Consider the following 19519-nt stretch of genomic DNA (forward strand, 5'->3'; position numbering starts at 1 on the left):
TTTGTTACACAATATATATGATTCAGCTTGTAAATGTAACTAAATCTTTTGGTGGCCGAACGCTTTTTGAAGAAGTGACGTTTTCACTTGGAAGTGGTGAAATAATCGGCCTAGTTGGTAGAAATGGAACAGGTAAATCGACTTTGTTTAAAATCATCACTGGCGTCGAGCCCTATGATAGTGGTGATGTGAAGATACCAAAGTCTTATAAAATCGGTACCTTAGATCAGCATATTCACTTCACTCACAAAAGTGTTGTGGATGAGTGTATGTCTGCTTTAGGCCCAGAGTTTAAATATGAGACTTATCGAGCGGAGAAATTACTTACAGGGCTTGGTTTTTCAGATGAAGATTTTGAAAAAGATCCCCAAAGTTTTTCTGGTGGATACCAGATTCGTATCAATTTAGTGAAAACTTTATTAACTGAACCCAATTGTTTGCTCTTAGATGAGCCTACAAATTACCTCGATATTGTCTCCCTCCAATGGCTAAGGTCATTTCTCAAGTCTTTTAACGGAGAAGTTATTCTCATCACTCACGACCGTTCATTTATGGATTCAGTGACAACACATACGATGGGTGTTCATCGTGGAAAGCTTCGAAAAATAAAAGGTCAAACAAAGAAATATTATGAGCAATTGGAACAAGATGAAATTGTTTACGAGCAAACACGTATAAATCAAGAAAAGAAGATAAAGCATATGATGGATTACGTGGATAAATACCGCGTAAGTGCAAGGGGTGCTTCTCAGGCCCAGTCTCGACTTAAGGCCATTGAGAAAATGCAGGATATGCAACAACTTGATAAGATCGCTGATTTGGACTTCTCTTTCAATCATACTCCATGTCCTGGAAAGCAGATTATGAAAGTTAAGAATCTAAGTTTCGGCTACACTGAAGAGAACCTATTTTCAGGTGTGACTTTTGAAGTTGATCGTGAAGATCGTATTGGAATTATTGGAAAAAATGGAAAAGGGAAGTCGACACTATTAAATGTTTTATCTCACGAACTAAAGGAGCGAACAGGAGAGATTTGGGAGCATCCAAGTCTTGCTCTAGGTCACTTTGGTCAAACTAATGTCCAAAGGCTGCATCCTGAAAATTCAATTACTCAAGAGATTCAGGAAGTAAATACGGATCTAAATATCACTAGAGTAAAAGCAATTGCGGGAACAATGCTATTTACTGGAGAGGATTCTGATAAGAAGATTTCTGTTTTATCAGGGGGAGAAAAGGCTAGAGTAATGCTTGGGAAAATCTTGGCCCAAAAAACGAACCTGCTCTTTTTAGATGAGCCAACAAATCACTTGGATATGGAGAGTATTGACTCTCTAGGTGAAGCTATTAATGAATACGACGGCGCATGTTTGATCGTAACCCATAATGAGGATTTACTTAGGTCATGTGTAAATAAGCTTGTTATTTTTAGACAGGATGGGGCGGAGTTCTTTGAAGGTACATACGATGAATTCTTAGAAAAGATTGGATGGGAGGAAACTCCTCAGACAAAGAAAGAAAAGAAGGCCGTTGAAAAAGAGAAAAAGCCAGAAAAAACACAAGAGACTTCTAGCGTAAATAAGTATCGCGAGGAAGAAGTTATGGCCCAGATTGAAACTCTAGAGAAGTATCAATCTGTGTTAGAAGAAAAGATTCAAAATGCTTCAGCAGCAGGTGATACTGATGCAATAACTAGCGCGGGCCATGAGCTCGAGCTAGTTAATGCAAAAATAGATGAATTATTAGAATTATTGTAATTATTGTTGTGTTGATTCAGTGCTTTGAGAATTATCCTTCTCAGTCACAACGGCTTTATCTGCTATAGCATTAGCACATTCTGTGGCATCACTCTCATCACATGAACAATATGCTAGTATTTTTGCTTTAATATCGTATTGCTTTTTCTCTTTTGAATAAGATTCACAAGTTACTTTCTTTAAGCAAACACCCTTATTTGCACATTGAGCATTCTTTCCTTTAAAAAGATTCTTTGTATCAGTGAAGTTACAATTATAGTAGATAAGATCTTCAGGAAGAGGCTCTTCTTCTTGCTCATCAAGTACGAATTCTTCTTTTCCGTCATCATCACGAGGAATTGGAATTGATTTATCCCCTCTAGGTGGTGGGATCGCTTTTATCGCAGGTGTAACAACTTCCTGCGCTTCTTGAACTTCTTCTACTTCAGGAGCAACTTCGACAACTTCTTTTTCTTCTTCAAAGATTTTTGATAAACGCGATCTAAGAGCGTTACAACTAAACTCTCTCTTATCAGTCTTTTGAGCATCACAGAAACAATTTACGTTATCAATAATGCGCTCAAATGTTTCTTTATTGTTATTATAGCGTTCTCTAAGTGCTTCTTTGAAATTTGGTATCTTTGACGAAGCCTCTAAACACTGTGCTGTTGCATACTTATATGAGCCTCTGACCTTTATACATATACCTGCGGCAGAGTTTCTTTTCGAATCACTTGTATCAACCATTTGTACCGGATCTAAGCTAGAGTCATATGGACCGAAGATCTTTGGGTTACAACGAAAACGGTTCTTACCACCACAGCTGTAGTCTCTTGAATATACTTCATTATCAACAGCTTTCACTTTTGCATCATTCTTTGTTTTCCAAGGAGCCTGGCAGTAGCCTCCTTTTCTCGTTGATGCCCAACCTCCAAAGTAGCACATATTATCGCAACTACTCTCATGAGCACAAAGTTTAGGAGCTAACATATCTAGGAACAATGATGAATACATTGAACCAGTAGTACTTTCTTGTTTGTATAACCCGTTCTTTGATATATCAGATAAGGTTTGTAGATAAGCTTCTATAATGTCAGACGTGTATTCTTCTTGTGACAACATTTTTAAGGCGTGTTGTTGGATAAAGCCTTTATCAACCTTGATTTCAGTGTTTGAAACTGGATAACTAATTTGAACACCAATTTTTGGTTTTTTCAAAAATGGTTTTACCTTAATCATTTTCTTTGATTTAGTTTGTATTAAGTAATGGTCCTTAGTTACGTTAATAAGCTTACCTGTGTTGTAAACCTTAGGTACAGTTAGGGCCAATGCTGTGTTGATAAATAACAGAGATGCGATTAACCATTTCATCATTACACCTCCGTTCCTAATTCAACAATTGTACATTTATTCATAATTGTATCTTCATTAATTGATTGAACATTACATTTGTTATTATTAACTGATTTTTCATCATCAAATTGACAAGTAACTTGGTATGTTTTGTTTTGGCATGTATAAGTTTGTGCACAAACTCTAGACTCACTATTGTCATTTAGGCATTGACCAGCTTGGTTTTGTGAGAATGAAATCATTTGAAAGTCTTCGAAGTCTATTTGATCTGTTGCATTTGTACAAATCTCATCACGACATCGAGAATATAGCCTAGCAATTGGTGTGAAGCCATCTGCTTCGTTATATGTATAGTTTTGATTAATTGGATAACAATTCGACTTACCAACTTTTTCAAGTTCATCATCAGTTAATCTAATTTTTTTAGGATTACAGCTCTTTGATTTTGAAAGAATGCTTTTATCTCTTTGATAGCAGAAATAAAGCTTTCCTTCAGGTTGAGGAGCTTTACCAGATGATGTTTCTACACTTATCTCGTTGGCCTTTTGAGGATCATTAGTTGCAACATCTACGATTCTTTGCGCACTTTGATTATCAATACAACGCACATCAAAGTCTTCACCTTTCATGAGCCTTAGTGTCGTTTTTTGATTATCGTAACAATAATAATCCATATTCTGATCTTCATATTCTTTGATTTCTTGGTGTAGATTCAATACGTAGTCTCTACTTTTGATAGATTCTATTTTTTGCTCAATTTGTGCGAGTCTCGATCTTTGTTCTTGAGTAGCATTACCACTTTCAATAAGGGCCGCTAGTTGATTTTGTTCTTCAATATAAGGACTTACTACTTGAATGATTCTATTTTGTAAGAGCTTTCTTAAGTGAAGATAATAGCTTCTTTGGTATGCAGTTGATTCAAGAACATTAATTTGACTACCGTGTACATTCTCTTTTCTATATGAATGTCCATCAACAATTTGTTGAATGAAGTCAGTACTGCTATTTGCACTTGTTACTTGGGAAATTAATATACAACTAAGTACGCTAATCTTTGAGATGACGTTAGCAAACCTCAGTCGATTTCTTGAATTTTGTCTCTTCACAATTAGTTCCTTCTCTCTAATACTCCCTTGGCTTATCGGAAGGAGTTAGACAGAACTTGAGAGGAGTTGTCGGAATGTAAGCTTCTAAAATTACTGGCTTATTGCCGTTTCTCTGGCCTTCTCACCGCTGTATTGTTGAGGTGATTTTTTGAGGTTTTCTCTTGTTTCGTTTACAACACGATCTCTTGACTTTAATTTAACTTCAGCTGCTCCAAACCATGGGTCTTCATGAGATATAGCATCTTCATTTCCTTCTAAGATTTCAACAACTGGAATAATATCGAAAGAGCCGCGCTCTTTTTGTTTTACAGAAAGACGAAGAACCTGGGCACCATGGCCACCTTTAGCACTTGATTTGTCGATTTTTAAAATATACTTACTATCTTCTTCATAGGTCTTATATTTTTTTCGAGGGCATCCTCCAAGCTTGTAAGATGTCACAATATCGTACGCACAACCGTCACTGATATAGTATCGTAGTTTGTATTTAACAGTGATCTCATTTGGTGAATCTGCATCGATAATAATGTCTTTTTTAGGAAAGAAGCTTCTCCCGAGGTCGATAGTCATTGCTGAGACGCTCGTTGAAAACATAGAAAAATATAATCCTATAATAAATAATATCCTTAATCTATTCATCCTTTCCACCCATGAAAGTATTAGTACGACTAATTTATCGGATATTATTTGATTTTATTAAATTTAAGAGGAACAGAGTTGGCCATATCCCTTACAAAAACCTCGTCTAGCTCTTTATTAAGCTGCTCATCAAGGCAAAGGATTGTATTTTCATAAGAGTGGTCTGTGGCATTATGTTGAAAGTTATAGCTTCCAATACTTGATAAAATGCGATCAAAATAGAATACTTTTGAATGAAGAAAGCTTAAATGAAGCCATACGTTCGTTGTATCATATTTTGCGTAGTCATTAATTAGATTATTAAAGTGTGCAACTCCAAAATAGTCATTCCACTTATCAATACTTTTGACTTTCTTTTTTATTTTCTTATTTCGTTTTTTTTCAGATAAATCATAATCTTCTAATAACTTTCTTATTTCTTGATTTTTGAAGTCGATGATCTCATTACCAGTCATATCTGTTCCTGTTGTAATGAAGTCAACTGGTAGCCCTCTTTCTTGTAAACTCTTAACTTTAAAATGTAGTTTATTAAACATTTTAAATGAATCGAGCTTCTCAATGAATGGAGCATCCTTAAAAACAGAAGGGTAGTATGTGTCTGTTCGAATTGGGTCCATAATACCTAGGTAGTTCTGTGTATTATCCAGTGCCAGAAGATAAGCCTCTCCAATATTTCTTTGATTCTCATATGGTGATTGTTGAATGAAACGACATACTCCTTTCATTCTTCTATCTGAATCATTAAGAATTTCTCTGTAATACTCTTGACCGCGCTTTTGAAGTAATCTTTCTTCATCTCTTTTCGTTTCATACATACTAAGCTTATGAGAAAGATTGTGAATATCTTTTCCTGTGTACCTTACTATACGCCTTTTGTGGTCTCTAATTGGGCGTGTTTTCTTCTTTTTAAAATATTGCCAGTCTTTTAAAAAGCCAATAGCAATATCAGTAACCATCGGTCCCTCTATGAGAATATCGATATCTTTGTTTTTAAAGTCTGTTCCCATTGAAAGATTATCTGCATTGAGTTGATTTTGTCCTCCAACTATTGCGATCTCTCCATCTATAATCAATTTCTTGTGGTGATAAACTGTTCTTCCCTCATGGCGCCAAAAATCATTTGCCCTGATGAATTGTACTCCGGCTTTTTTAAGTCTCTTTGGGCATTCACTATGACCAAGGAGCTTAGACATCATACTGTCATCCATTGCATAAACTTCAACGCCTCTGTTCTTTGCTTTAATAAGTTCGCTAACAAGAACCTTTACAGATGAATCACAGACAAAGCTTAACGATGACATAAGGATCTCATCTTTAGCATTTTTGATTAGACTTAATTTTCTCTGATATGAATTTGTATTTTCTAGAACTTCTATCTTATTTCCAAAACTCAATTCAGACTTTGAAACTTTATCCATTTTCTTGTTAAAGCTTTCAGTGAAAAATCTATGATTTAAGTTCTTATAATCAATTTGATGATAGTTCTTTGAAAACTTCGATAAATTATCTAGTTTTTCTAGCAATGGTGGATGATTTAAGAATCCCCATTCTCTAAGAGGTCTAGTATCTGTTAAATGGAATCTTTCTTCTTTTGAAAAATCGAATTGAGAATAATAGTTGATTTTCGCCTCATTAAAAGTTTGGCCATTATAGAATTCAATATATTTATCAATATCTATTTTAAAATCGGTTTGAAGTTTATACCAATTTAGCTCATACCATTGTGAGTTTTGTAGACGTCCGTAAGAGTCTTTTTCGTATATGTAATTATCTCTTTCACTAGAAGAAAGATCGATAACATATGGAGTATCGCCAAAAGGGATCTGGGCCATTACTGACGAAGCTAAGCTTAATAGAATGAGGCTCTTTTTTAACATAGATGTAGTTTAAGTGAGACTCGTGGTTTTTTATTGAAATTTGAAAATTCTACTGGGCCGTTTAATTGGAAGACAGATGTAATTTAAAGTAGTTGTGGACTTTCCACATACTTTTTAATGCCTGCAATAATTCGACTGGCATAAACTCCATCAATAATTCGGTGATCTAGAGTTACACCAACGCTAAGTGTTTTCTGTATGATGACCTTGTCATCTTCTACAATAGGCTCATTTTTAACTTTAAATAAGCTCAGAACTATTGGTACATGAGATATCGTTGGGATAGGAGCAAATGCAAACTCGGCACCAAAATTTCCTACACTTGTAATCATACATGAGCCAAACGGGTCATTCTTTACACCAAATAGCGGTGAGTAGAAATTGAATCGATACATTGCAAGATCAAGTAAATAGAGAAGGGGACGAGTTAGGAAATTAGGAATGAGAGAGACAATCTTTTTTACTTTTTTAAAAGACTTATCTTTATTGTCTCTAATATTTTGAGCACTTTCCATGAGCTCTTTTCTTATTTCAAATACTGACTTTTTGTCGGCATCTCGAATAATCGCTCCGGAAAGATCATGTCCTTTGTGATCGACAGATACTTGTAAGAAGATATCAACACTTTCTCGTTGGTAGAGGTTTGCACCTCTTACGATTCGATTTATCTCAGGATTTTCATGAAACACTTGTGCGATGACTTTTGTAAATAAGTGAGTTGGTGTAACTCCATTCTCTTTTGCAAAGCTTTCAAAGTTTTTGGCATTAAACTTAAGAAGTCCATAAGTCGATGGGTCAACAGGCATTTTCCAAGTATTGATGGAAACTTTTCTCCACGAAGACAGACGCTTTACCTTCTTAAGCTTAATATGTTTCATAGGCGGGAATTGCCCTTTTGATCACCAATATATTTAAAGCGTGGTGTCTCAACACCATCGATGATAACAGTTTCTAAAAACATCTCTTTTGGTCTTACCCAAAGCTTTCCAAGATCGTTTTCATAAAGACATTCATAATAAACTAATTCTTCAAGTGTTTCAGAATGTCTCACTGTATCGTGTACGATATAATTCATTCCTTTGTAGTGTTGGTATAGTCCACCCTTAACAATGTCTTTCATTAATCTTTCCTCACTTTACGATAAAATTTAATGGCCATCATAAGAACCACAGCAAGACCTACTATCGCTCCAATTCCATAAAAGATTCCTTGTAGTGTTTTTAGTACTGCAAGAAAGACAATGGCAAAGAGGAAGAGAGTGGCCACTTCATTCCAGATACGAAGAAAAGAACTAGAATGCTTAAAAATATTATTTTGTAAGTCTTTATAAATACGATGACACTTAAATTGATAGACTAAAAGTAAGAGTACAAGAGTCAGTTTTAAGTGAAGCCAGTAGTGTCCTGTTAATGGCCAATAAGTCGTATAAACTAATGCTAAACCAAAAATAATTGTAAATATACACGCAGGCCAAGTAATTCCATACCATAGCCTACGTGACATAATTTTAAATTGTGCACTTAAAATATCGCGTTCAGTTTGTGACTTGTCTTGTGCCTCTGTATGATAAATAAAGAGGCGAACAATATAAAAAAGTCCTGCAAACCAACAAACAATACTAATTAAATGGAAAGCTTTTAAATACTCGTAAGTCATTACTTTCCAAATGTTGGAGCACCTGAGATATTTTCTTCATAGAAATTCCCAAATGTACTCATTTGCTTATGAAAGCTATCAGCAAGTTCTTGAGCTTTCTTTGTATAAGCTTCTTGATCTTCCCAAGACTTCTGTGGATTTAGAATCGTGCTTGGAATTTCTCCAACCATCTTTGGAATATGTAGACCAAAGATTGGGTCTTGCTCTGTTTCTACTTTATCAAGATTATTTGCTTGAATATTTCTAATGATCTGTCTTGTGATATTAAGTGGGAAACGTTGTCCAGTACCGTATGCACCACCAGTCCAACCAGTGTTAACCATCCAAACGTTAAATCCTAATTTATCAATATACTCACCAAGAAGTTTTGCGTACTCACTTGGGTGGCGAAGCATGAAAGGTGCACCAAAGCATGATGAGAAAGTAGCTGTTGGCTCTTTTACACCGATTTCTGTACCTGCAAGCTTTGCAGTATATCCTAGAACAAAATAGAACATTGCTTGTTCTTTTGTAAGCTTTGCCACTGGCGGAAGAACACCAAAGGCATCGGCAGATAGGAAGAATACATGCTTAGGAATATCTCCACGTGAAGATGTTTCTAATTCTTCGATGAATTCTAGAGGATATGATGCACGTCCATTCTCTGAAAGAGTCTTGTCATAAAAATCAACAAGTCCTGTATTCTCATCAAGAATAACGTTTTCAAGTAATGAACCAAAACGATTAGAAGCTTTATAAATTTCAGGTTCCCCCTCTTTAGAAAGCTTATATGTTTTTGCGTAACATCCACCTTCAAAGTTGAATGTACCTGCTTCACTAATTCCGTGTTCATCATCACCGATTAGGAATGTTCCTTCATCAGTTGAAAGAGTTGTTTTCCCTGTTCCAGATAAACCAAAAAATACTGAAACTTCACCATTTTCAAGACGTGAAGCACCTGAGTGAGTTGGCATAATATTTGATTCAGGCAGAAGGTAGTTCATGGCCGCAAACATACTCTTTTTGATTTCACCTGCATAAAGAGTACCAGCAATAATTGTTAGTTTTGATTTTAAGCAAGTAACAACAGCAGTTTCAGAACGAAGACCAAATTCTTTTGGGTCTAGTTGTAATTCTGGTGCGTGAAGAATTGTAAAATCATTTTCATTAAAATCTCTAACCTTATCTCTAAATAAGTGAGTAGAGAAAAGTGCATGATTTGGATTTGTTGTCACAAGTCTTGCTCCAAGATTGTGTACTTCATCAGCTCCAACACTTCTTTCTGTAATAAATAGGTCACGATCTTGATTTAGGTAGTTGATGATATGACTCTTTAGCTTAGAAAAAGTATCAGGTGTCATTTCTTTAAAGTTATTATCCCACCAAATAGTGTTTTCTGTAACTTCATCGCGAACGATGTAGCGGTCATTAGCACTTCGTCCCGTATGCTTTCCTGTCTCAACAACAAGCGCTCCATCTTTAGTAAGTTTTCCAATGCCACGAGCAACTGTTTCTTGTATTAAAAAACTACGTGGTGAGTCCACAAATATTCTATTATTTGGGCGCTCCATGTTAATTCCCATGTCTGCATAAAATTGAGTCATACATCATCTCCTGTTCGTAATATTGCGCACATGTTGTTTCTTTCTTCTTTGGTATAAATATATGCTTTTTAACCCACATTGATAATAGTTTTTATCCTAAATCTGGTCATATTTTTTAACGCTAGAAGTAGTCGGAAGCTCGATTTTATAGTATATTTTGGGGACTTATACACATAATGAATGATGCGAGTAGTAATACTGGCAAAGAAATATAAGGAAGAAAAATTATGCAGCCACTTTCGTCTCGAGAAATTAGAGAGAAATTTTTAGAATACTTTGAAAAGATGGACCATTTAAAAATCGGTGCTTCATCGATCGTTCCTCAAAATGATCCGACACTGCTTTTTATAAATTCAGGTATGGCGCCATTAAAGAATTACTTTCTTGGAAAAGAAACGCCACCATCACCAAGGCTAGCAAATTATCAACCTTGTATTAGAACTAAAGATATTGATGATGTTGGAGATCGCCATCACTTAACAATCTTTGAAATGCTAGGGTCGTGGTCAATTGGTGATTATTACAAAGATAAAGCATGTAAGCTTGCATATGACCTACTTGTTGATGAATTGGACTTTGATCCAAAACGCCTATATTTCACTGTTTATGGTGGAAATGAAGACCTTGGTATTAAGCCAGATACGGAGTCAATTGAAGCATGGAAAAAGTGCGGTGTTCCTGAAGATCATATTGTTGTTCTAGGTGATGATAATTTCTGGGGACCAGCTGGGGACCATGGACCTTGTGGGCCATGTACAGAAGTTTTCTATGATACTGGTGCTGAATATGGCCCTGAATATAAACCAGGTGGACATTTTGATGATGTAAGTCGCTATATTGAAATATGGAATGCTGGTGTCTTCATGGAGCTTAATAAGAAGAAGGATGGTACCTTTGAGCCACTTCCTCTCAAGTCTGTCGATACAGGTTCTGGTCTTGAAAGACTTGCTATGGTTATGAATGGTTGTGACTCAGTATATGAAACAGATCTTCTCGCTCCTCTAATGCAACTTTCAAAAGAGTTATTAGGCAAAAATACTGATGTTCAAACAGAGCGTATGATCTCTGATCATATGCGTGCAAGTATTATGATCCTTGGTGAAGGGATTATGCCAGGAAACGAAGGTCAAGGTTATATTCCAAGACGTTTAATTAGAAAGTGTGTTGCGGCCTGTATTTCAAGAGGCGTAAAACCAGTCTTTAAAAAGCATATTCAAAAAACAATTGAGATGCTCGGTGATTACTATCCACAGCTTAAGTCTGCTCGTGAAGCAATCATCTATAATATGGAACAAGAAATTAATGAATTTGTTCCTATTGTTGAAAATGGCCTTAAGAAAATTGAAGAGGAGCTTTCAACGAATCCTAAATCTAAAGAGCTATTTCCTGGTCATGTAGCATTTGAGCTTGTGACGACTCATGGGCTTCCTTTAGAAGTAATTAAGGCAGAGCTTGCTTCAAAGAATATCGAGTTTGCTGAAATTGAATATAACGAATGTTATGAGGCCCATAGAAAAGCTTCTCGAGTTATTTCGAGAAAAGGCGGGGTGGCAGCAGATCAAGAAAGAATTGAGCTTGAGTTTATCGAAGTCGATGATACAGAGTTCACTGGATACGATTCTCTAGAAACAGATAGTGAAATTTTAAAGATATATCGTGACGATGAAACTACATACTTTGCAACAAAGCACACGCCTTTTTACGGTGAGTCAGGTGGACAGGCCGGTGATATTGGAACTGCTAGAACTGCAACGGGTGAGTTACAAATTCTCGATACGATGAAAGTTAAGAATGTTCATGTTCACGTTGCTAAAGTTATCTCTGGTGAAATTGAAACTGGTGAAAAAATTGAATTAATTGTTAATGAAGATAATCGCAAAGCTTCAATGAGAAATCACTCTGCGACTCACTTGCTTCATTCAGCTCTTCACGAAGTAATTGGAAAGCATGCAATTCAAAAGGGTTCAATGGTTACAGCTGATCGATTACGTTTTGATTTCCAAAACCCACAAGCTGTTTCAAATGAAGAATTAATCAAAGTTGAGGCCCTTGTTAATAAGTGGATTATGCAAAATGATTCACGTACCACAAAGCTTTGTTCATATGAAGAAGCAATAGATAGTGGAGCGATGGCACTATTTGGTGAGAAATACGATAGTGATGTTCGAGTTATTGCCTTTGGAAAAGATAGTGTTGAACTTTGTGGGGGGACTCACGTTGGCCGCACAGGTGATATTGGTTTATTTGTTATCACTTCGGAAACATCTGTAGCTAAAGGAATCCGTCGTATTGAAGCGGTTACTGGATCTGCTGCAATTAAAGTTATGCAGGAAAGATCGGCATTATTAAATGCTGCGGCCAAAGAGCTAAGTACTAAACCGACTGAAGTTCCTGCCCGTATCAAAGATCTGCGCTCTGAGATGAAAAAGAAAATCAAAGAAGCACAAGCAAAAGCTGCACAAGGTGGATCAACTGAATTTAAAAAAGAAGTAAAACGTGATTACGAAGGCTTCAAGTTATTTGCTGCAACTATGGAAGCAGACGCTAAGGCCGTAAAAGAAGTCGGTGATAACCTAATTAATAAAGGCGACTATCAATTAATCTGTCTTTTAACAAAAGATGAGAAAGGGATGAAGTCATTTGTTTGGTCTAACTCAGATGTAAAAGCCGGTGACTTCTTAAAGAAGATCCTAGAGCCAGTCTCTGGACGTGGTGGTGGACGCCCAAATTTCGCCCAAGGTGGTGCTCCTGATGTTAACTCAGGTACACAAGTTATTGAATTTATTGAATCACTATAATGAAAATTGGCCTAGTTCATTAACTAGGCCAATCATTGTCTAAAATCCTAACACGTTAATCATTCTTACAATCTTCAATAACTTAGAACCTGTTCTAGGGTATAAAGTTTATGTCTTTTTGATTATGGAGTGTAAGACGTGACTACTAAGAAATTACCTACAGACTCTCTTTCGAGAGAAATTCGCCGTTTAACTATGCAACTTGAGTTGATTGAAAGACACTTGCAATCAGCAGAAATTGAGCAAAGTCGTGAAGTCGTCGAAAAATCAATCATTCTAAAAATGAACGATATGACTTCTTCCAATATAAATTATCTTGGAAAATTAAAGGGTGTACGTGGCACAAAATTAAAGAAGCGCTACGTTCAGGCCGAAATTACTTTATTAAGTAAGGGGATTAGTCGTTTCCCTGAAAAAAATGAAATACGCTTAAAACTCTTAAAGGATCGTTTCAATATTGCCATTGAACGTTTCAATCAAATATCTGCATAAAACTTGTTCATAATTAACTTTTTCTTTACCCAACTCCGAAGAGCTGGGAAGATAGAGATGGAGTTAATTATGGGAAGTTTCAATTATTCACATTCATATATTCAAAAGGTATTTACAGCACTTGAGTATTGTACAAATAATCGCTCACGTGTGAATGATATCTTTTATTTTTCGTCTCTGAGACATGTGGATGCTCCTCTTATTGAAGCGAAAGTTATTCCTGTTGAAGTCGTTGAGAAGATAATTGAAACTTGGATAAATTGCTACCGTGAATTGCTCGAAGATAAGCACCTTCTAAATGAAAGTGGATTGAAGCATCTGGCCCATTGGCAAGAGTTACTAATGCTTCCTCCTGCCGGTCTCCACTAAGACTTCTTAGCAAGATTAAAGGCAAGGGAAACTCTAGTTCCAATCTTATGCTCTGATGAAATTGCTACACGCCCATTTGAATAATCAGTAAAGTATTTAACAATAGGAAGTCCATAGCCCGTTCCTGATTCACCATGTGTACCTATGCGCTTTGACTTCTTATCAAACTTAAAAATATCTTTAATTAAGTTCTTAGGTATACCAACACCCTTATCGATAACGTCAATATATAGCTTTTGTGTATCATTATAGACTTTAATTAAAATATCCTGGCCATCATGACTAAATTTGATGGCGTTAGTTAATACATGACCAAGGATATGATCCGTCAGAACTCTTTTTTCACATAGGAATGATTTATTAGTATCAATATCAAAATGTAGCTTAAGGTTTTTTGTATTATGACTTTCAAAAAATCTCTTAGAGTAACTATGAATGAAGTCAGGAGAGATCTCAGCTTTTTGAAAAGTTAGGTTATCTGTATCAAGTTGAAAAGTACGAACAGACTTAATGATCTCTTCGATTTTACTAAATGAATTATTAATTTGTTGCTCCGACTTCATCCCAAGATCATGCTTCCTAGATAAGTTTTTTATCTTAAGTTTTAGAATCGTAATTGGATTAGATAAGTCGTGTAGGACAACATGTAAAAGAGTGTCCAATTGTTTATTTGTATATATAAGACGCGTTCGATGATTTGATTCAAGCCAAATATAAAAAGAGAAATAAACGGTTGTTAACGCTGAAAATTGAATAATATTTGAGCGAAGTAAAGACTTGTATTCAATTGATGTTAATGGCCTAACCAACTCTAATATATGATAGTCGAATACTAGAAAGAATGTGAAGACACACAACATGACAAAAAGTCCCGTTAGCATACCTGTTCTTTTATAGAAGACGCCCATAAAGATTGGGGTACCAGTAATCCAAAGAACACCTGGAGAATTCAATCCTCCAAATGAAAAGATCAATAGATTCATCATTAGGATTGATGGAATAACACATGTGAATTTCTCTAAATGATCAAGCTTTAAAATATTAGCTAGAATGAAAACAATAAACTGTAGAGCTGCTATCGAATAAAACATCTCTTTTGAAACAACTTCAAAAATTATATGTGGAAAATATATAAAGTAATAGAGATAGCTTATTCCCACCATGAGCATTGTTGCCATGAGTAGGAATCCCTCAATCTTATTCTCTTTGTCTGTGTTGAAATTCATTTCGGGAGACTAACTTAATTTCCTTGAATTATCTAGCCTTATTGAAATTTATTTACGGTGAAAAGTCTTTAAATTCAGTCGCTTAACTACTTTTGTTTAGGGTATTTAAAGTTTTAAAGTATAACTTATAGATAATACTTAGAATCGATTCTTTACAGTGAAATAACTTAGAGAAAGTATCGTTTTATGAACAGTGGCTTAGTTTGTGAATTTGTTTGGAATTGGTTGCGGGGATAGGATTCGATACCTCTGGAGCCGACCTTAAGGAGGGTCCAGCCTGAGGGCCTGCCCGAAGGTCAATAGGTTCCCCAGAAACAAAAAAACCAACTATTTAGTTGGCATCTTTTAATTATGAATTGGTTGCGGGGATAGGATTCGAACCTATGACCTTCGGGTTATGAGCCCGACGAGCTACCAACTGCTCCACCCCGCGACAAAGTAAAATCAATATATTATCGAAAGCTCCTTATGTCAAATTAAAATTGTCAGACATAAATTACTAAAATTCCTTGAGTTGCTACCGATATGAACTATGTATGAGGGATGTGAAAAAATAAATTTTTTGGAGATTAAACAATGGAAATGCAAAACCACAGTAAGCTAACTATTGATATCGATACAACAGAGCTTACTCCAGCGCAACTTCGAGCTATCAAAACAATCAATATGCTAATGGCACATATTATTACAACAGAAGACGAAGCCGACTTCTTTGATGGAACGGCCGAAACAATGCGCTTGTGTGCTTCACTTGTTAAGCAATCTCGTTTTTGTCACCAAGACTCTTCTATCCCTTATGGCGATCAGGCCTTAGAATTTGCTATTGAAGCATTAACAGAATTGATGGAATCATCATCTGTTGTTAAATACGATAATTAAGAATAAAAAATTTCTGAATATAAGAAAGGGCCTAAGGCCCTTTTTTTTTGTCTAATAATTAGCTATAAATGACTGTGAACTTTTATCAATAGGCTTGAGAATGAGTAATGAGAAGATTTGTTTGACTGGTGTAAAGCCAACTGGAATGCCACACCTAGGTAACTTCATTGGTGCTATTAAACCAGCAATAGAAAATGTGAAAAACTCTGATATGGAAGGATACTTCTTTATTGCTGACTATCATTCTCTTATTACAGTTCACGATGGTGAGCAGCTTCGAAGTGACATTTATGAAGTTGCCGCTACTTGGTTAGCAGCTGGCCTTGATCCAGAAAGGGCCGTTCTTTACAAGCAAAGTGATATTCCAGAGATTACTGAACTCAACTGGATTATCTCTTGTTTTGCATCGAAAGGATTAATGAATCGAGCACATGCTTACAAGGCAAAGAAGGATAAGAACGCAGAAGAAAAACGCGATGAGGATTATGGAATTAATATGGGACTATTTTCTTATCCTGTATTAATGGCCGCTGACATTCTTTTCATGAATACTAAGTATGTTCCTGTTGGTGAAGATCAACTTCAGCATATTGAAATCGCACGTGATATCGCTTCAAGCTTTAATCATAAATATGGTGAAATTCTAACTCTTCCTGAAGCAATTGTTAGCAAAGAAGAGAATAAGTTACTACCTGGCCTTGATGGACGTAAGATGAGTAAGTCTTATAATAATCATATTCCATGTTTCATTCCAGAGAAGAAGCTTAAGAAAATGATTAATAAGATCACTACTGATTCGACACCTCCTGAGGCACCTAAGAATCCAGATGATTCTCTAATTTTTGATATCTATAAGTTCTTTGCAACAAAAGAAGAGCAAGATGCACTTGCAAAAAGATACCAAGAAGGAATTGGCTGGGGTTATGCCAAGCTTGAACTCTTTGAGGTTGTTAATCGTGAGCTAAAACCAATGCGTGAGAAGTATGATGCATTAATGGCAGATAAATCTCAGATTGATAAAATTTTAGCTGATGGTGCTGCTAAGATACGTCCTATTGCTCAAGAGAATCTACGTCGCATTAAACAAGCAATTGGTGTTTCAAACTAAGATTTAATTTTTATGGTAAGGATGATCTTGTTTAATTGTTTGAGCACGATAAAGTTGCTCAACAAAAACTAGACGTGCAATCTTATGTGGAAAAGTCATAGGGGAGAGTGATAGTTGGTAATCAACAGTTTTTAAAAACTCTCTAGGAAAGCCTGCTGCTCCACCAATTAGAAAACAAATTCCACACTGTTTATTTTCCATCGTTTCATAAACATATTGGCTAAGCTTATCACTTGTTAAGGTTTTCCCATGTTCAGTAAGTGCAACAATATGCTGCTTTCCATGTTTGGCCTTAATGGATTCAACTTTATTTAAGAGTTCTTTTAATTCGAGATCAATATTTTCTTTGTGGCCCTTGCATTCATGGATGTGAAGTTTTGGGAAGTTAATTCGTTTGTGATAATCGTTCTCAAGGGCGATGAGATTCTTATCCTTTAACTTCCCAATGACGATGAGATGAAAGTCTTTCATAACTTGAAGGTTTAGAAATAACCTTTTTCATCACCTGAAGTTGATTCTGCTTCATCTGAATAATAATATTCGTTTGGAATATCAACTGAAGGAACAGACCATAGATTGTCGATATCGTAAGCTTCACGAGATGATTCATCAAAGATGTGAACAATGATATCTCCAGCGTCAATTAGGATCCAATCAGTTGATTGGTGAAGACCTTCTTTAGAAACAATCGTTTGTCCCTTTCGCTTCATTTGCTTTCCAATTTCATCAGACATCGCATTGGCCATTGCAGAGTTCGTTGCAGAAGCAAGAACAAAGTAATCAGCAAGAGATGTTGTCTTTCTCATATCAAGAACTTTAAGGTTAATACCTTTGAAGTTTCCTAGAATCCATGCACTTGCCATTGCAATATTTAATGGAAATTCTAATTCCTTATTATCTGCAATTTCATCAACATTTTTATTAATAAACTCGTTTTGTGACATTTATTCGTCCTTTATCGTTTTAAGCATTAGTGATTTTAATATATCAATATTTAATCCTGAAACAGAAGAAATAGGTAAGCACTTGCGATCAATTTGCTCTTCAAAAAAGACTTGAAACTTTTTGATCTCTTCATCTGTCATTGCATCAATTTTTGTTAAGCAAACGATTTCTTTCTTATTTAAAAGGTCTTCGTTATATCTACCAAGTTCTTGGCGAATGATTACATATTGCTCAAAGGCCTCGTATTCATCGAGACACCAAGAAACATCAACAAGATGAACAAGTGATTTTGTTCTTTCTATATGTTTTAAGAATTTAATTCCAAGTCCCTTTCCTTCTGAAGCATCTTCAATAAGGCCGGGGATATCAGCAACAACAAAAGAGTCTTCTTCACCTAGGGTAACAACACCTAGGTTTGGCTCTAAAGTTGTAAAAGGGTAGTCGGCGACTTTTGGTTTTGCCGCTGAAATTGAAGATATTAATGTTGATTTACCAGCATTTGGTAAACCTACCAATGCGATATCTGCTAGAAGTCTAAGTTCTAATTCAACATCAAGTTCTTGCCCTTCTTTTCCGGCCGTTGCTTTTCTTGGGGCTTGGTTTGTTGCACTTTTGAAGTGTAGGTTACCAAGTCCACCACGGCCACCTTCTGCTACTTTGATTCGCATACCGTGATCAGTTAAGTCTGCAATGACCTGACCATTTTCTTGTAAGCGAACAATGGTACCAACTGGTACTTTGATTGTGAGGTCGTCTCCGAAAGGGCCACACATCTGGCGGCCTCCACCCTGCTGACCATGTTCAGCACGATAGGTTTTCTTTCCACGAAAGTTGACGAGAGTATTCATCCCTTCATCTGCTTCGAAGAAGACACTTCCTCCATCTCCACCGTCACCACCATCTGGGCCTCCAAATGGGATATACTTCTCACGGCGGAAGCTTACGCATCCATTACCACCGTTTCCGGAGATTACTGTTATTTTTACTTCGTCAATAAACTTCATAATTTCTCACTCTTTATAGAGCGTTTATATAAAAAAAGGGAGCACTATGTATAGGCTCCCTTTCATATTTACAACTAATTAATAGTGTAAGATTTAATAATTCTTATGCTTCAACAACAGAAACAATTTGCTTCTTCTTGTTGTAGAAACCGAATTGAACTTTACCTTCTTTTGTTGCAAAAAGAGTATAGTCCTTTCCTACTTTAACGTTTTTACCAGCATGGAATTTAGATCCTGCTTGTCTTACAATGATGTTTCCTGGAACAACAGCTTCACCACCAAATTTCTTAACACCGTACATATTCGGGTTTGAATCACGACCGTTACTTGTTGAACCACCGGCTTTTTTGTGTGCCATATTTAACTCCTAAAATTAATAATTGATTAAGCTTTAACTTCTTTGATTTTTAAAGTTGTAAAGTGTTGTCTGTGTCCGTTCTTCTTCTGGTATTTACCTGGCTTTCTTTTGAAAACGATAACTTTTCTTGAACGATCATGTCTAACTACTTCAGCAACAACTTTTGCACCATCAACAGTTGGAGCACCAACTTTTGCACTCTCACCACCAACAAATAGAACCTTATCAAATTCTACAGTTGATCCAGCTTCTTGATCTAACTTCTGAACGTCAATAGTCATACCAGCTTCTACTCTGTACTGGTGACCTTGAATTTCTACTACTCCGTACATAAATTCTCCTATAAAAGGCAATCTTTGGGGGCCAGAGGTTTTCTCCAACACTTCCTTCCCT

At 36.0% G+C, this 19519-nt stretch carries 20 protein-coding genes and 1 tRNA gene; 6 read left to right on the plus strand and 15 right to left on the minus strand.

What is annotated here, in order from left to right; genetic code table 11:
• Positions 1-17 precede the first annotated feature (17 nt).
• Positions 18-1754: an ABC-F family ATP-binding cassette domain-containing protein gene (locus ACMAZI_RS03100; RefSeq protein WP_412473787.1), complete on the plus strand. Its 1737-nt coding sequence runs from the start codon at positions 18-20 to the stop codon at positions 1752-1754.
• Here the strand turns inward: ACMAZI_RS03100 and ACMAZI_RS03105 are convergent, their stop codons facing one another.
• The 8 genes from ACMAZI_RS03105 to ACMAZI_RS03140 all read right to left on the minus strand — a co-directional run bounded on the left by ACMAZI_RS03105 (position 1755) and on the right by ACMAZI_RS03140 (position 9947).
• Complete coding sequence (locus ACMAZI_RS03105; RefSeq protein ID WP_412473786.1) at positions 1755-3107, minus strand: hypothetical protein; 1353 nt, start codon at positions 3105-3107, stop codon at positions 1755-1757.
• Positions 3107-4192: a hypothetical protein gene (locus tag ACMAZI_RS03110; RefSeq protein ID WP_412473785.1), complete on the minus strand. Its 1086-nt coding sequence runs from the start codon at positions 4190-4192 to the stop codon at positions 3107-3109. The genes ACMAZI_RS03105 and ACMAZI_RS03110 overlap by 1 nt, the downstream gene beginning before the upstream one ends.
• 90 nt (positions 4193-4282) lie before the next feature.
• Positions 4283-4786, minus strand: a complete 504-nt coding sequence (locus ACMAZI_RS03115) for a hypothetical protein (protein WP_120405413.1) — start codon at positions 4784-4786, stop codon at positions 4283-4285.
• 89 nt (positions 4787-4875) lie between these two features.
• Positions 4876-6708, minus strand: coding sequence for a phospholipase D-like domain-containing protein (locus tag ACMAZI_RS03120; protein ID WP_120405412.1), 1833 nt, complete (start codon positions 6706-6708; stop codon positions 4876-4878).
• Positions 6709-6791: 83 nt separating this feature from the next.
• Positions 6792-7586: a 2-oxo acid dehydrogenase subunit E2 gene (locus ACMAZI_RS03125; protein WP_114705643.1), complete on the minus strand. Its 795-nt coding sequence runs from the start codon at positions 7584-7586 to the stop codon at positions 6792-6794.
• The gene (locus ACMAZI_RS03130; RefSeq protein WP_120405411.1) at positions 7583-7828 is read right to left on the minus strand and encodes a DUF1653 domain-containing protein; all 246 of its coding nucleotides are present in this window, start codon (positions 7826-7828) and stop codon (positions 7583-7585) included. The genes ACMAZI_RS03125 and ACMAZI_RS03130 overlap by 4 nt, the downstream gene beginning before the upstream one ends.
• Positions 7828-8364, minus strand: a complete 537-nt coding sequence (locus ACMAZI_RS03135; RefSeq protein WP_114705641.1) for a CopD family protein — start codon at positions 8362-8364, stop codon at positions 7828-7830. The genes ACMAZI_RS03130 and ACMAZI_RS03135 overlap by 1 nt, the downstream gene beginning before the upstream one ends.
• Positions 8364-9947 carry a phosphoenolpyruvate carboxykinase (ATP) gene (locus ACMAZI_RS03140; protein WP_120405410.1) on the minus strand — a complete coding sequence of 528 codons (1584 nt, stop codon included), beginning with the start codon at positions 9945-9947 and terminating at the stop codon, positions 8364-8366. The genes ACMAZI_RS03135 and ACMAZI_RS03140 overlap by 1 nt, the downstream gene beginning before the upstream one ends.
• A 227-nt stretch (positions 9948-10174) precedes the next feature.
• Between ACMAZI_RS03140 and alaS the strand changes: the two genes are divergently transcribed.
• The 3 genes from alaS to ACMAZI_RS03155 all read left to right on the plus strand — a co-directional run bounded on the left by alaS (position 10175) and on the right by ACMAZI_RS03155 (position 13606).
• Positions 10175-12745: an alanine--tRNA ligase gene (gene alaS / locus ACMAZI_RS03145; protein WP_120405409.1), complete on the plus strand. Its 2571-nt coding sequence runs from the start codon at positions 10175-10177 to the stop codon at positions 12743-12745.
• A 138-nt stretch (positions 12746-12883) separates the two neighbouring features.
• Positions 12884-13237 (plus strand): hypothetical protein, encoded by a 354-nt coding sequence (locus ACMAZI_RS03150; RefSeq protein ID WP_114705638.1) that lies wholly within the window; start codon positions 12884-12886, stop codon positions 13235-13237.
• Between the two features lie 69 nt (positions 13238-13306).
• Positions 13307-13606: a hypothetical protein gene (locus ACMAZI_RS03155; protein WP_114705637.1), complete on the plus strand. Its 300-nt coding sequence runs from the start codon at positions 13307-13309 to the stop codon at positions 13604-13606.
• Here the strand turns inward: ACMAZI_RS03155 and ACMAZI_RS03160 are convergent.
• On the minus strand, positions 13603-14832 hold the full coding sequence (locus ACMAZI_RS03160; protein ID WP_412473784.1) for a sensor histidine kinase: 1230 nt from the start codon (positions 14830-14832) through the stop codon (positions 13603-13605). The genes ACMAZI_RS03155 and ACMAZI_RS03160 overlap by 4 nt on opposite strands.
• A gap of 357 nt (positions 14833-15189) precedes the next feature.
• Positions 15190-15265 (minus strand) — tRNA-Met (locus tag ACMAZI_RS03165).
• Between the two features lie 143 nt (positions 15266-15408).
• Between ACMAZI_RS03165 and ACMAZI_RS03170 the strand changes: the two genes are divergently transcribed.
• Together ACMAZI_RS03170 and ACMAZI_RS03175 are read left to right on the plus strand one after the other, a co-directional pair.
• The gene (locus ACMAZI_RS03170; RefSeq protein WP_114705635.1) at positions 15409-15711 is read left to right on the plus strand and encodes a hypothetical protein; all 303 of its coding nucleotides are present in this window, start codon (positions 15409-15411) and stop codon (positions 15709-15711) included.
• A gap of 100 nt (positions 15712-15811) precedes the next feature.
• Complete coding sequence (locus tag ACMAZI_RS03175) at positions 15812-16819, plus strand: tryptophan--tRNA ligase (protein ID WP_412473783.1); 1008 nt, start codon at positions 15812-15814, stop codon at positions 16817-16819.
• A gap of 3 nt (positions 16820-16822) precedes the next feature.
• On the opposite strand, the gene ACMAZI_RS03180 is transcribed toward ACMAZI_RS03175, so the two are convergent.
• The 5 genes from ACMAZI_RS03180 to rplU form a co-directional block, all read right to left on the minus strand.
• Positions 16823-17290: a 23S rRNA (pseudouridine(1915)-N(3))-methyltransferase RlmH gene (locus ACMAZI_RS03180; RefSeq protein WP_120405407.1), complete on the minus strand. Its 468-nt coding sequence runs from the start codon at positions 17288-17290 to the stop codon at positions 16823-16825.
• Positions 17291-17301: 11 nt separating this feature from the next.
• A complete protein-coding gene (gene rsfS, locus ACMAZI_RS03185; protein ID WP_114705632.1) occupies positions 17302-17763 on the minus strand; it encodes a ribosome silencing factor in 462 nt (153 codons plus the stop codon).
• Positions 17764-18768 carry a GTPase ObgE gene (obgE, locus tag ACMAZI_RS03190; RefSeq protein ID WP_120405406.1) on the minus strand — a complete coding sequence of 335 codons (1005 nt, stop codon included), beginning with the start codon at positions 18766-18768 and terminating at the stop codon, positions 17764-17766.
• 103 nt (positions 18769-18871) lie between these two features.
• Positions 18872-19126: a 50S ribosomal protein L27 gene (gene rpmA, locus ACMAZI_RS03195; RefSeq protein WP_114705630.1), complete on the minus strand. Its 255-nt coding sequence runs from the start codon at positions 19124-19126 to the stop codon at positions 18872-18874.
• 26 nt (positions 19127-19152) lie between these two features.
• Entirely contained in the window at positions 19153-19458 is a 306-nt protein-coding gene (rplU, locus tag ACMAZI_RS03200; RefSeq protein ID WP_114705629.1) for a 50S ribosomal protein L21, read from the minus strand.
• Positions 19459-19519: the final 61 nt, after the last annotated feature.

It is taken from the genome of Halobacteriovorax sp. YZS-3-1, from assembly GCF_047084945.1.
GTDB classification, from domain to species: domain Bacteria; phylum Bdellovibrionota; class Bacteriovoracia; order Bacteriovoracales; family Bacteriovoracaceae; genus Halobacteriovorax_A; species Halobacteriovorax_A vibrionivorans.